This is a genomic window from Paenibacillus silvae (genome assembly GCF_014639235.1).
GTDB classification, from domain to species: Bacteria; Bacillota; Bacilli; order Paenibacillales; family Paenibacillaceae; genus Paenibacillus; species Paenibacillus silvae.
This window is the reverse complement of the sequence record NZ_BMFU01000011.1, coordinates 71,970-84,993: the sequence shown is the minus strand read 5'-3', so window position 1 is coordinate 84,993 and position 13,024 is coordinate 71,970. Positions and strand designations below refer to the sequence as shown.

The following is a 13,024-nucleotide window of genomic DNA, read 5'->3' as shown; positions in this document are numbered from 1 at the left end:
TCGGCTTTTTTACGTTGAAGGGAGGAAATGAGATGACAAAGGTATTCGCTCTCGCTAATCAAAAGGGCGGTGTTGGCAAAACGACAACGGCTGTGAATTTGGGTATTGGCTTGGTTAAGGAAGGCAAGAAAGTGCTACTGGTGGATGCAGATGCGCAAGGGAATTTGACAGATTCCTTGGGCTACCGGGAACCAGACAGCATTCCTGTATCGTTAGCTACTTTGCTTGTCAAAACGATGATGGAGGAGTCCTACGATTCACAGGAAGGAATTTTGCAGCATCAGGAGGGCGTTGCACTCATCCCAGGCAATATTGAGCTGTCGGCGGTTGAGGTTTCTCTTGTAAACACAATGAGCCGTGAAACGATTCTGCGCTCCTATATCGACCAGGTAAAGTCAGATTATGATTATGTCCTTATTGATTGCATGCCAAGTCTGGGGATGCTGACAATCAATGCCTTGGCAGCAGCAGATAGTGTCATTATTCCGGTACAGGCACATTATTTGCCAGCCAAGGGAATGGCTCAGCTTTTGCAAACCATTGCTCGTGTGCGTCGTCAAATTAATCCGAAACTGGCGCTGGATGGCGTACTGCTTACGATGGTAGACAGCCGCACGAATTTCGCCAAGGATATTGCTCATGTGCTTCGGCATGAGTATGGGGACAAGCTACGTGTCTTTCAGGATGAAATTCCCTTATCCATCCGCGCGGCAGAAACGAGTGCCAAGGGAAAAAGCATCTATGCGCATGATCCAAATGGTCAGGCTGCAAAGGCATATATGGCTTTTACGAAGGAGGTGCAGCGTATTGGCAGCGAAAGACGACAGACGCGCCAGCATCAAGCTGAGCACGGTCGATGATTTATTCTCGACAGATGAAAGCCGTGCTGATGCGCAGCGGGAAAAGGTAATGGAGATTCCACTTGTTGAAATCAGCGAGTTTCCCGGCCATCCCTTCAAGGTCAAGGCAGATGAAGCCATGCTGGAAATGGCAGATAGTGTGAAGCAATATGGTATTTTGGTTCCCGGCCTGGTGCGTCAAAAGCCAGACGGCAGCTATGAGATGGTTGCAGGGCATCGTAGGAAAAAGGCGAGTGAGCTTGCTGGAGCGGAAACAATGCCGTGTATTGTAAGAGAACTGGATGATGATCAGGCTACGATCATTATGGTGGATAGCAATTTGCAAAGGGAGAACATTTCAGCGAGTGAGAAGGCGTTTGCTTATAAAATGAAGCTGGACGCTATTAAAAGGCAAGGGGCTCGAAATGATCTGACTTCTGCGCAAGTTGCGCAGAAGTCAGCGGGTAAAACATCTCGCCAGATTATAGCAGAGCAAGCTGGGGAAGGCCCACATCAAATTTCCCGTTACATTCGCCTAACCGAGCTCACCCCAACCATTCTTGAAATGGTGGATGAGAAGCAGATTGCCTTTAATCCAGCAGTAGAGCTATCTTATTTGTCCGAAAAAGAGCAGCAGGACCTTTACGAAACAATGCAGTCTGAGGATTGTACACCATCATTGGCACAGGCGCAGCGTATGAAGAAGCTAAGCCAGGATGGGCGACTGAATATGGATGTTATTTTCTCTATTCTTACGGAGGAGAAGCCAAATCAGAAGGAAAAGCTGCATATCCAGCGTGAAAGAATTGACCGTTTCTTCCCAAGGGAGTTCACTGAAAAGCAGAAGGAAGACCTCATTGTGCAGCTACTGGAGGGCTGGTATCGAAAGCGGCAGCGAGAGCATGAGCGCTGATGCTCAAATATACAATTAAACCGAATAGAATAACCGGCTCTCCTGTAAATGGAGAGTTTTTTTATGCCTTTTTTTAGAGAGAGGAGGTGAGAGGAAAATGGATTTTACTAAGGGGAAGCGACGTGTCTATGAACGCTTAATGAAGGAAAAGCCTGGCTTTGGTCGCCATAAGCAAGAGGATGAAGAGGAAAGTCAGCGTCCTTGCATCTCAGACCGTAAGCAACGGACAGGGGAACAAGAAAAGCAGGGAAAAGAGGATGCTTAATGGAGCAGGAAAAACGGATGGTAAAGGGATATGAGGTCGTTCAAGCCATTGAAATTGGCAAGGTTGAGGTGATTCTGGCTGTAGATGAGCAGCAGGACAAGCCTTATTTGGTCTGTTATTGCACTCGGCAAAATCTGCTCAGCATGGAGCAATATTATGGTGCGGAACAAGGAAGCGATTATTTAAAGGCTATGAAGGATTTTACGGAGCGGATTCAGGATGAGGTAGCTTCCCTGCAGCAGGAGCGGGCCGCTCTTCCGCTGGATATGCCTGTGTTAACGGCGAATGAATGTCATGCACTTACCAGCGAAGCCAATCTTGAAAATGAGCTGCTGGCTATTCGCCCTGAACGACTGCGCCCTGAATATCGGGCTGCCCATCACCAGCTTGTCGTGGCTATAGGCGGCTTTGGGATGTCCCCTCACGCCAGAGGTAGGGCTGTATATGTCAGAAATGTGTATTCGGGCAAGGAGCAGCGCTGGAATCGGGACGATATGCTGGGAAGCGTGAAGCCAGAGCATATTCCACCTTGGGCACAGCAGCGAATTGAGCAGCAGCAGGCAGCAGAGAAGAAGAAGGCCAATCAGCGTACGGATGCACGTTAAATAGAAGGGAGATAGAAGCTATGTCATGGACGTATCACCGCCGTAAGCTATTCATTATCGCTGGCATTATTTTAGGCGTGTTGCTCCTGATTGCAGCGGTTGTTTTTACCGTAAGAAGTCAGTCAGAGCAACAGCAGCAGAGGCAGGTCATGATTTCACAATATGAACAGCAAATTCAGCAATTGAAGAAAGCGGAGCAGCAAGCACAGGGTGAAGCCTGGACAATAACTCGCACCCTGCCTGCTGGGAGCTTAATTACAGCAGATGATTTAAAATCCGTTACTATACCTGCTTTCATGCTACAGGCTAACGTAATAACAGATAAAAATGCGATTATTGGCAGGTACACCAAGGTCGAGCTACAGACCGATGCCCCTATTTATCCAGCTATGCTGTATGAGGGCAAGCCAATTGCAAATGATGTGCGGGTTCAGGAGCTTCAAATTATACAGCTTCCCACGTTGCTGAAAAAGGAGCAATACGTGGATGTGCGGATTCAGTTTCCTACGGGTGAGGATTTCGTAGTGCTTTCCAAAAAGCAGGTGCTACAGCGGGAGGGGACTGTCATTTGGCTCGAGCTAAATGAGTCAGATCGGATGCTGTTCTCCAGTGCGACGATAGATGCCTACTTGCAGGGAGCCAGACTGTATGCGTTGACTTATGTGGAAGCTGGTCTACAGGCAGCAGCTATTGTAAATTATCCAGCAAGCAGCGTAGTGCTGGATTTGCTGGAAATAGACCCAAATCTGGTTGAAAAGGCAACGACAGAGCTGGCGCGCAGACTTCGCAAAACACTGGAAAGTAATCTGAGTGACATGAGCGAGGCAGATAAGCTACGGGTGATGTCTGGTAATATTGCGGTGCAGCAGCAGCTTATGAATGAACGGGCGACAACACTGCAAAGCAATTTGGCACAGCAATCGACCCTGCCACAGCCTGAGTTTGCCGAGCCAGCGGCGCAGAAGCCGATTTTAGTGGAGCCAGGGATAGAGCAAGCACCAACGACTCCAGTAACCAAGGAGCCAATGAGTGAGCCTGCTGCACCATCCCCACAGGTCACTCCACCTGCTTCATCGGAGCCGCAGCCACAGCCATCTAGTGATACGGACAAGCTAGAGGAAATTTTTAATCAATGAGGAGGGAGTGCAGCGATGAAAAAAATTGTATTTTTAGGCGCACCAGATAAAAGCCATTTACTGCTCATCTTGGGCAAGCTGCTTGCTGTAACGGGGCAAAAGGTCATCGTGGTCGATTCCACGCTTAGGCAAGGGGTTCAGGGCTATATGCCAGACAGTGAAGCTCATCTGCCCATTCGCCAATTCGAGGGCATGGACGTTGCACGCGGCTTTGTTACACCCGTTCAGCTGGAGCGTTCCTTGCAGGGGAATTATGATGTACTGCTGCTGGATACGGATCATACCGAATTTGTGAAGGGACGGGACTTGGCAGCCTATGACAAGCGGGTGTGGTGCAGCAGCTATGGACGGCTTCATTTACAGCGAAATGCAGAGCTGATGCAGCGGCTGTGTCTGCATGAAGCCGAAGGCAAACCGTTGTCCTTTTATAAAATGCTCACCCAGCTTGTGCCTGTAAGTATCACAGAAGCTTATTTAGATGAATTGCTGGACACGCAGCATATCCAGTGGGAGAATACTATTTTTCGTTTTGCCCTAGATGAGCGTAATACATCGGTGGAGCTGGACAATCAGCACCACAGCCGATTAGATGTTAGAAGATTAACAGGCAGCTATCGCCGCACTGTGCTGGATATGGTCAAGCATTTGCTGGAATGGGATGAACGAACGGTACAGCAGGCATGGAAGCAGCTACGCAAGGCGCGCATCAGAGGAAGAAACTGACCATGAAGAATAAGGAACGGGAGAAAAAGGAGGGAGTTTACCTGTGGGACATACGATTGTGTTCTGGAGTCCGGTATCCGGTCAAGCGGGAACAACCAGCAACTTGACAGCGGTAGCCGCCCTGCTCGGACTGGAGTATACAGCACGCACTGTGCTGTTTGGTCACATGAATAGTAGCTTTGCAGCACTGGAGCAGGGCTTTACACGCACCTCATGGCAACAGGGCGATCTGCTCAGTGGCACGGATATGGGAGTGGATGCGCTGCTGCGACTGGTGCAAAACCAAAAGCTGCAGCCTACCATGATCTATAATTACACGCTGCCGCTACTCAAGGACAGACTAGATATGCTGCCAGGCTCGCAGCGAACAGATCAGAGCTTTATCATTACAGCCATGCCTTGGTTAACAGCCATGCTGGATATGGCGAAGCGTGCTTATGATTTGGTGCTTGTCGATGGTGGCTGCGGTACAAGGAGTGCGTGGACGATGAAGCTACTAGAGGAGGCGGATGTGCTAGTAATCTGTCTGCCACAAAACAAACTGGTGCTCCAGCAGTTTTTTCGGCATGCAAGCCTACAGGAGCTGATGCAGAGTAAAAAGCATCTGCTCTTATTTGGTCAATATGATCGTCATTCGACCTGGACTGTGAAAAATTTGCTGCGACAGTTTGGCAAGCAGCGTGAAGCAGCTTATCCGATGAGCTACAACACAGGCTGGCTGGATGCGCGTCAGCAGGGCGATGGTCTTCGTTATTTCTTCCGAAATCGACAGGTAAGCAAGGCACATGAAAATTTCAACTATGTTCATGAGGTAAGAAGGGTGACGCAGGTGCTTGTCAAGCAATGCGGACTCCAGCCCTTCTTTGGTGGAAGGGAGGAGCCGAATCAATGATGGCCGCTTGGCATGGCTTGCTCATTTTAGGCTTACTGTTGGCAGGAGCCAGCCTTCTGTTCCTTCGCATGAACCGCATCATGCCAGACCAGCCGAAAGAAGTCCCCATCTATACGCTGGAGGGCATGACAGACTACATCAAGCATACGCTGCATGAGCTGACAAGTGCGAATCTGAGCGATTATGGCTTGTCCGAAGAAGAGTATCGTCGGCGTAAAAGCAAGCGGGCAGAGCTGAAACGCGCACTGCGTGGTGCAACCTCTGGTGATTTGCGGGACAAGCAATATGTGAAGCAGGTAATTACTGATTTGCTTACCCATCATTTTACGCTGGATGAGGTCAGCCTAGATCGGCTAATTCCCTTTGACAATCCTGAACAGCTTACGTCACAGGATCGCTTTGAGATTTTGCTGTACACATACAAGCAGCAGCATGGCTATGAGGCGCTTAGTCAGTTGCTTCAGCGCTATGCGCTGGACGAGGCAAAGCTGCTGGAGGAGGGCGATGAGGAGGTTTATCGCATCACAGCCGAGGAGATTGCTGAGATTTATGAGCAGGAGCTACCAACACTTGAGATACAGGACAAGCTGGAGCTTATAGTTCAACGGATTTATCAGCAATACAAGGGCTTTAGTGTGGTGGACGAGCTGCGGGATATGCGCATAGATGGTATTTCTGGCGGGGTATCGGGCATTCCCCCTTCTGTATGGGAGGGTGAGAATACAGCGCAGACGAGCCTGAGAGAGGCTCCATGTTCCTATGATAGTGTCTGGCTGTTTTATCAGGGGAAGTCGATTCATTTGAGCTTTTTGTCCTTTGGCTCAGAGCAGGAGCTACGCCGTGTGTGCCAAAACATCTACAAGCATAATTTCCCTGGTCAGCTGTCCGAGGCAAACGGCTATAAGGTCAACGAAATGGCGGATGGCTCCCGCGTAGTGGTGCTGCGCCCCCGATTATCCGAATCGTGGGCTTTTTTTGTGCGCAAATTTGATGTGCAAAGCGCCACGCTGGAGCAGCTTTTGCAGGACGAGCATGCGGAGATACCAATTGGACTCATTCGCTTTTTGGTCATGGGTGAGCGAATTACAGCCATTACTGGTGCACAGGGTAGCGGTAAGACCACGCTGCTTATGGCAATGGTGAAGCATATTTCGGCATTGCTTCCCATTCGGGTACAGGAAATGAGCTTTGAGCTGCAACTCCGCAAGATCTATCCAAATCGTAACATTCTCAGCTTACGTGAAACGGATACCATTTCGGGTCAGGCAGGTCTGGATATTCAAAAGAAAACAGACGGCTCGGTTAATATTTTGGGTGAGATAGCCACCGATCCGGTCGCAGCCTGGATGGTTCAAATGGCGCAGGTTGCCTCCTTGTTTACGCTGTTTACGCATCATGCCAAGACCTTTCGCGACTTGGTTTATGCGCTCCGTAACTCACTGCTTAAAACAGGTGTATTTACGAACGAACGAATAGCCGAGCAGCAGGTCGTCAGCGTCATTAACTTTGATATTCATCTGCGCCGCGATTTGGATGGAAGACGTTATATTGAGCGCATCACAGAGTGTGTGCCTTTGGAGCAGGAAGCAGCCTATCCCACACATTTTCGGGAGTTGCCTACGCTGGAGGGGAAAATGAGCGCCTTTATGGATACGATGACCACATATTTTCAGCGCTCCACAGATCGCCCGTTATATGAGGCACGCAATGTGGTGGAGTTTCAGCATGGACAGTATGTTGCGGTGCATCCGTTGTCAGAGACTTGCCGCAGTGCCATTTTGGAGCGGCTTTCTGGTCCTGACCAAGCGGCTTTCTTGGCATTTCTAAGCCATTGGGGGGATGAGCATGAGGCTTGATGGACTTTCGTTGCTGCTGGGAACCGCAACGGTGCTGTTTTTGGGTGTCGCGGTTGCCTTTCTCTGGCTATCTCGCTACAGCTCCGAGGTGGGTGCGGCGCGACAATATGAGGCCTTACGCAAGCCCGCCAAAACCAGTAAAAAGCAGGCACTGCATCAGTTCATGCAGCGGCTATATTTGCTGTGCAGCAGGCTTCCTTTACTTCGTGCCTATCTAAGCTCCATACGCAAACGGTTGACCATCCTGCATATGGGGGATGAGTGGAAGCTGCGGCTGGAAACGATGCGCGTGACCTTGTGGGCATGGAGTGTGCTTGGATTGGCAAGCCTTCCTCTGCTGCTATGGGTGCGTGATCCGATGAGCCTGCTCATGCTGCTCATTGGCTGCTGGGTCGTGCATGGCATGATGGTTGATGTCGTCGTGCAGCGCTTGGAGGTTCGCCTGCTGCGCCAGCTTCGTACCTTTTTAGGTGATCTGCGGCATCATTATCATCGACATGGCATGGTGGAGGAGGCGCTTTATGAGGCGGCAGACTCCGCCGCTTATGAGATGGCACTGCATGGGCAGGAGCTGGTGGAGGTGCTGTCGGACAGTCATACAGAGGAACGGCTGGAGCAGTATTTGGAAACGGCACCGAACCGCTATTTAAAGGGCTTGGCGGGACTTTCTCACTTGACGAAGGAATATGGGGACAAGCAGACCGAGGAGGGCTCGCTGTATTTACAGTCATTAGGCAAGCTGACGAATGAGCTGAATTTGGAGCTGCTTAGACGAGAAAGGCTTGGCTTTCTACTGCAAGGCTTGTCAGTTATTGCGCTGCTGCCACTGTTGTTCACACAACCACTGGAGGCATGGGGGAGTCGTTATTTTCCGGCAATGGCTGCCTTCTATACGAGCACCTCTGGCTGGACAACCAAGCTGGGTGTGCTGCTGGTCGTATGGCTCTCTTATATTTTGCTTCGGCACATTCAGGAGCTGGAGATGACGCCCAAGTCTACGAATCGAGCGATATGGGAAAAGCACTTATACCAGTGGGGCTGGGTTCGCAGGCTTGTCCATCGCTTGGGGCCAGCACCTGGCTCTGATGAAGCAAGCAGGCTGATTAGGCTGCTCAAGGAGAGCGGATCTCCGCTGCGACTGGAATGGTTTACGCTCCGGCGAATCATGGCGGGGGCGATTGCCCTGCTCATGGCAATCGGTATAGGTGCTGCGCTGCATATTACAGCACGCCATCAGCTCTTATACATGCCAGTGCGCTCTGGCATCCTGCTCGGTCAGCCGACACCGGAGGAGCAGGCAAGCGCAGAGGCAGCTTTAGCCTTAGATAGACAGATGATGGAGCAATTAAAGGGGGTGAAGCAGCGCTCAATGACAACGATTTTATCACTTTTAGGAGGTGAGGCCGACAAGGGAAAAACCGAGGCGCAGCTTGAGGCAGATGCGCGGCGAATTTTAGGCAAGCTGGAGCAGCTTGACCAGCAATATGTGAAATGGTGGGAGGTGCTGCTTATCCTGCTAGCAGGCTGGGCGGGCTACTGCCTCCCTGTAGGCATTCGTCTGTTTCAGCGAAAAATGCGGCAGATGGAAATGAAGCATGAGGTCGATCAATTGCATACGGTCATTGCCATGCTAGCCCATATGGAACGCATGTCGGTAGAGGATTTACTGATTTGGCTGGAGCAGTTTGCAAGGCTATTTAAGGAGCCGCTTCAGTCCTGCCTGCTTCATTTCGACCAGGGGGCTGAGCAGGCGCTGGTACAGCTCAAGGAGGATGTCCCCTTTCTTCCCTTTGTACGCACAGTCGAAAAGCTGGAGCTGGCTGCGCAGAGTCTACCGCTGCGTGATGTCTTTGACGATTTGGAGTCCGAGTATGCCTTTGCTCAGGAGCAACGTAAGCAGGAGTATGAGCAATTAATTGAGCATAAGGCAGGCTGGGGCAGTTGGATTGGCTTCGCTCCGATGATGACGCTCATTTTTGGCTATCTGGTGCTGCCCCTCATTTGGGTCAGTCTGAATCAGATGTCGGTTTATTATGAACAGCTTCAACGCATTCAATAATTTGTAAGGCTTTACAGGCTCTTTCCATCAGGGGAGGGCTTTTTGCTGTACTACTTTATACCTTCAAAGGAGCGAGATAAGACATGTCAAATGCACAAAAAGCACTAGTGATGGCCGCAGGAATTTTCCTTGCCATCGCCCTGATTACACTGGCGGTTGTTTTGTTTACGTCCGCACAGGATTCCACCAAGGCGGCGCAAAGTAATTTTAGTAATATTCAAACCGAGCTATCCCAAACGGCATTTACCGTCTATGACAATACCACGCTGTCCGGCAGCCAAGTCGTCAATGCACTGCGTAAGTTCAGCGATCAGGAGCAATTCGGGATTCAAATCGTGACAGGTAAAAATCCGACAGGACAATGGTATGGCAAGGTGATTAATGCTGGAGTGCCGCTGGATAGCATCACCTATGGAACGGTCGTTGGCGAAGCGCCAGGGAAGCTCAGTCATACGGTGGATGAGGCAAATGTGAACTATGTCAATCCGAGCGGAAAGTTTAAGGCACAACTGGTGCTGGATCGCAGTAACGTCATTCGGGGTATTATTTTCCGTCAGCAATAAGAAATAGCAGGGTTAGCGGGCAGACATAGGTCTGCTCGCTGCTTTTAAGAAAGGAGGCAGCGACATGGGACATGCAACCAGAAACATGCTAGAGATGAGCGCAGCTTGCTTGCTGTTTCTGTTAGCGATAACGAGTGGGCTAGGGCTATTCACAACAGGGAATGCCATGACGAAGACTGCTTACTTGGCAGGAACAGGGCTGGATCGCAGCATTCAGCAATCCCTTAGCCCCCTTGCGGGAGATGGTCGCTTGTCAGGCAATGAGGTTTTGCATCTGCTTGCCCGTTTGGAGGAGGGAGCTGTTGAAATTATGGTAGATGATGTGCGGTATTCCGCCCCCATCGAGCGTGAGAACGGACTGCCTTCGAGCCTTCGGATGAACGCACGCTATCAAGTGCAATATGACCGTGATTCCAATGGAGAAGTGCTCCGTGTCCGCTTGACCTCATAAAGGAGAATGTCATGAACAGCTATATGAAGGTTTTTTCCATCCTGTTAGCTGTGCTGCTGCTGTACCTGTATCCCATCTATACCGCTTTTCAGCAGCAGGATGATCTATCGGAGCTAGTGGCGATGAAGGTGACAACCACGTTTGTAGATAGTGTGCGAGATAAGGGGTATATTTCGCCTACAATGTACAATGATTTTGTTGAAGCGCTGTCTGTGACGGGCTTGGTGTTTGATGTGCAGATGCAGCATGAAAGCAAGAAATATGTGCCTGTATACACGGATGTGACGCGTCCTGAAACGTTTCAAAATCGGTATGAGCTTCACACAGACAACTTTTATCAGGCACAAATCATGGCGACGCTGTTTCCCGAACAGTCTGTGCCTAAGGAGGACCCGCTTCGCCGCTACAAGCTGCGGATAGGAGATACCTTTGCCGTAACGGTTGCCAATAAAAGTCGCACGTCAGGCACAGTGATGTTTGATTTTATAAACAACGCCGTTAGTGCAAGCGAAGAAATAGTCATTCCTTACGGCGGGGTGGTGCGCAATGAAGTGGATTGAGTGGGCAGTTGTTGGTGTACTGATCCTGTTTCCGTTCGCGCAAATGAATCAGTTTGAAACAGAATTACTGCGAAAAACGATGCTGCTGGAGCTACGCTATGATGCGGCGCTGGATGCTGCTGTAGATGCAGCGGCGCAAGCGCTGATTTTGAATGCAGATGAGCAAAAGGAGTCGCGCTACGAATCGGTCAAGCGCATCGCAATGAACAAGGAGGCTGCAATAGAAGCCTTTTATCACACACTGTATCTGAACTTTGGGATTGCAGATGATCCGATAGCGCAGGGTGTGCTGAGGCGATATATTCCGGCAGTTGCCATTGTTGGCTATGACGGATTTTATGTCTATGCAGAGGAGGAATGGATAGATAGTGGGAATCAAACCATCATGGGAACAGCCTGGGGGTTGAAGAAGCCCTATGTGTATTCGGATACGGCGGGTAATAGCTTTTCGTTTACACTGGATGAGCAGGTATTGGCATATGCTGCTGGCACGTATAGCTGGCAGGAGGGGGTACGCTCGGAGCTATCAGCAGCAGCTATTCCGCTTCTAAGGGATGGGAGCCTATTTAATCAGGTTCGGCAAAGTACTATCGTTCAAGCTCTTCAGGACGAGCTGGCTTATCGGATTAACCAGCATAATGAGGCTGCCCTGCGTAGCGGTGTGTCCTATACGTTTACACTGCCTTCTATTCCGCTGGAGGATTGGCACAATTCTATTCAAGATGTAGGTGTCATTGCCTTCTTACAAGGAATTCCGATGGGCAGCAGGGTGTACAACAGCTATGCCTTTGGCGGTAGTCGAGTGGTCAAGCTACCCGAAATAGTGGGCGCACGCAAAGGAGAAATGAAGGTATATTACCGTCGTTCCAGTAACTATAACTATCCTATCGAAGAAACCTTCACCAGCGAGCAGGTGGCTGCGCAAAAAGGCTATATGCCCTTGCCATAAAGCTGCACTGGGAGGGTAGACATGCTATGACATTGCCTTTATGCTTACTGTAATAGGGTTATCCTTCCAATATTGTCATTAAAATAATCGAAGAGGTGAAGCAGGATGAGGAAATGGACACTGGCTGTGCTTATGGCTATTTTGCTTGTGAGTATACCTGTTGCAAGTGCGAATGCCTCCAGTTTACCGCCTACCTTTGTGAGTGTCGTGCTGGATGGCAAAAAGATTTGGTTTCCAGATGCACAAGCCTATATTGATGCTAATCAGCGTACGCTAGTACCCGTAAGATTTGTAGCGGAATCCCTTGGAGCCAAGGTAGGCTGGGAGGGGAAAAGTCGAACAGTTCCCATTTCTCGTGATGGGCAGGATATTAGCCTGGCCATCGGCTCCGCAACGGCTATTGTGAACGGGAAACAAATCGAATTGGATACACAGGCTGTCATGACTGGTGGCAGAACGTTTGTGCCACTGCGCTTTGTCAGTGAGGTGCTGGGCGCTGAGGTGAAATGGGAGGGCAAGACAGCAACGGTGCTGATTCAAACCAAGGAGTTATCTGAAGCAGATACCGATGAGTGGGGACGGCTCATCCGAAAGACCAATCTCCCTAAAAACGCAGCAGATTATCCGTACATTTTGGCAGACTTACCGAATGAAATGTATGAGCTGGCTTATCCGTATTCAGAGCCGACTGATCGGAGAGTGACAGCAAAGCTTTATTCCAATGTCCCTGAATTTACAAAAGCAAATATAGATATTTGGATGGGACGTTTGAAGGCCTTTGGTGGATTATGGCTAAATGTGGATTACAGATCAATAGATGATGCTTGGGCGCAGGCTGTATTTGCTACTAAAATGCAGAACTCTAACGCAGAGCTAAAATATATTCGCAAGTATGTAGACTGGGTAAAGAGTAACAAAATTCAAGTAGCGGGCTATTTAGAGCCGGAGCCTTCACTGATTTATAAGGATGGATTTGGTTCCTATCATATGCGTGTGAAGTTCCGTCTTAAATTTATCTCTTTTGATAAACAGGAACGATTGATATATGATGAGTGGTTCCCACAAAATGCAAGGTTTGAAAAGAATGTATGGTACGAGGGCTACTCAGATATTAAAATGACAACTAATGTAGGCGGGGATTGGGGAAGCACCCTAAAGGTTTCGCCGACGGCTAGCCTATTCAACAACCAAACCATTTCAAAGGTGGAATAGC

Annotated in this window: 14 protein-coding genes; all 14 read left to right on the top strand. The window is 49.7% G+C overall.

The window, feature by feature from the left end:
- Positions 1 to 32 precede the first annotated feature (32 nt).
- The 14 genes from IEW26_RS24850 (at position 33) to IEW26_RS24785 (ending at position 13,023) form a co-directional block, all read left to right on the top strand.
- Positions 33 to 860: a ParA family protein gene (locus tag IEW26_RS24850; RefSeq protein ID WP_188594326.1), complete on the top strand. Its 828-nt coding sequence runs from the start codon at positions 33 to 35 to the stop codon at positions 858 to 860.
- Positions 808 to 1,752, top strand: coding sequence for a ParB/RepB/Spo0J family partition protein (locus tag IEW26_RS24845; protein ID WP_229730022.1), 945 nt, complete (start codon positions 808 to 810; stop codon positions 1,750 to 1,752). Before IEW26_RS24850 ends, IEW26_RS24845 begins: the two co-directional genes overlap by 53 nt.
- A 97-nt stretch (positions 1,753 to 1,849) precedes the next feature.
- Positions 1,850 to 2,017, top strand: a complete 168-nt coding sequence (locus IEW26_RS24840; RefSeq protein ID WP_188594325.1) for a hypothetical protein — start codon at positions 1,850 to 1,852, stop codon at positions 2,015 to 2,017.
- Complete coding sequence (locus IEW26_RS24835; protein WP_188594324.1) at positions 2,017 to 2,622, top strand: hypothetical protein; 606 nt, start codon at positions 2,017 to 2,019, stop codon at positions 2,620 to 2,622. Before IEW26_RS24840 ends, IEW26_RS24835 begins: the two co-directional genes overlap by 1 nt.
- Before the next feature lie 20 nt (positions 2,623 to 2,642).
- Positions 2,643 to 3,758, top strand: coding sequence for an SAF domain-containing protein (locus tag IEW26_RS24830; RefSeq protein WP_188594323.1), 1,116 nt, complete (start codon positions 2,643 to 2,645; stop codon positions 3,756 to 3,758).
- 15 nt (positions 3,759 to 3,773) lie between these two features.
- Positions 3,774 to 4,481: a hypothetical protein gene (locus IEW26_RS24825; protein ID WP_188594322.1), complete on the top strand. Its 708-nt coding sequence runs from the start codon at positions 3,774 to 3,776 to the stop codon at positions 4,479 to 4,481.
- A 43-nt stretch (positions 4,482 to 4,524) separates the two neighbouring features.
- Positions 4,525 to 5,373, top strand: coding sequence for a CpaE/TadZ family protein (locus IEW26_RS24820; RefSeq protein ID WP_188594321.1), 849 nt, complete (start codon positions 4,525 to 4,527; stop codon positions 5,371 to 5,373).
- Positions 5,370 to 7,229: a Flp pilus assembly complex ATPase component TadA gene (locus IEW26_RS24815; RefSeq protein WP_188594320.1), complete on the top strand. Its 1,860-nt coding sequence runs from the start codon at positions 5,370 to 5,372 to the stop codon at positions 7,227 to 7,229. Before IEW26_RS24820 ends, IEW26_RS24815 begins: the two co-directional genes overlap by 4 nt.
- Entirely contained in the window at positions 7,219 to 9,288 is a 2,070-nt protein-coding gene (locus IEW26_RS24810) for a hypothetical protein (RefSeq protein WP_188594319.1), read from the top strand. The genes IEW26_RS24815 and IEW26_RS24810 overlap by 11 nt, the downstream gene beginning before the upstream one ends.
- 83 nt (positions 9,289 to 9,371) lie before the next feature.
- Positions 9,372 to 9,851, top strand: coding sequence for an ABC transporter permease (locus tag IEW26_RS24805; RefSeq protein WP_071639604.1), 480 nt, complete (start codon positions 9,372 to 9,374; stop codon positions 9,849 to 9,851).
- 64 nt (positions 9,852 to 9,915) lie between these two features.
- Positions 9,916 to 10,302 (top strand): hypothetical protein, encoded by a 387-nt coding sequence (locus tag IEW26_RS24800; protein WP_188594318.1) that lies wholly within the window; start codon positions 9,916 to 9,918, stop codon positions 10,300 to 10,302.
- 11 nt (positions 10,303 to 10,313) lie between these two features.
- The gene (locus IEW26_RS24795; RefSeq protein WP_188594317.1) at positions 10,314 to 10,862 is read left to right on the top strand and encodes a hypothetical protein; all 549 of its coding nucleotides are present in this window, start codon (positions 10,314 to 10,316) and stop codon (positions 10,860 to 10,862) included.
- Entirely contained in the window at positions 10,849 to 11,811 is a 963-nt protein-coding gene (locus tag IEW26_RS24790; protein WP_188594316.1) for a hypothetical protein, read from the top strand. Before IEW26_RS24795 ends, IEW26_RS24790 begins: the two co-directional genes overlap by 14 nt.
- Before the next feature lie 105 nt (positions 11,812 to 11,916).
- Positions 11,917 to 13,023, top strand: a complete 1,107-nt coding sequence (locus IEW26_RS24785) for a copper amine oxidase N-terminal domain-containing protein (protein WP_188594315.1) — start codon at positions 11,917 to 11,919, stop codon at positions 13,021 to 13,023.
- Position 13,024 lies beyond the last annotated feature (1 nt).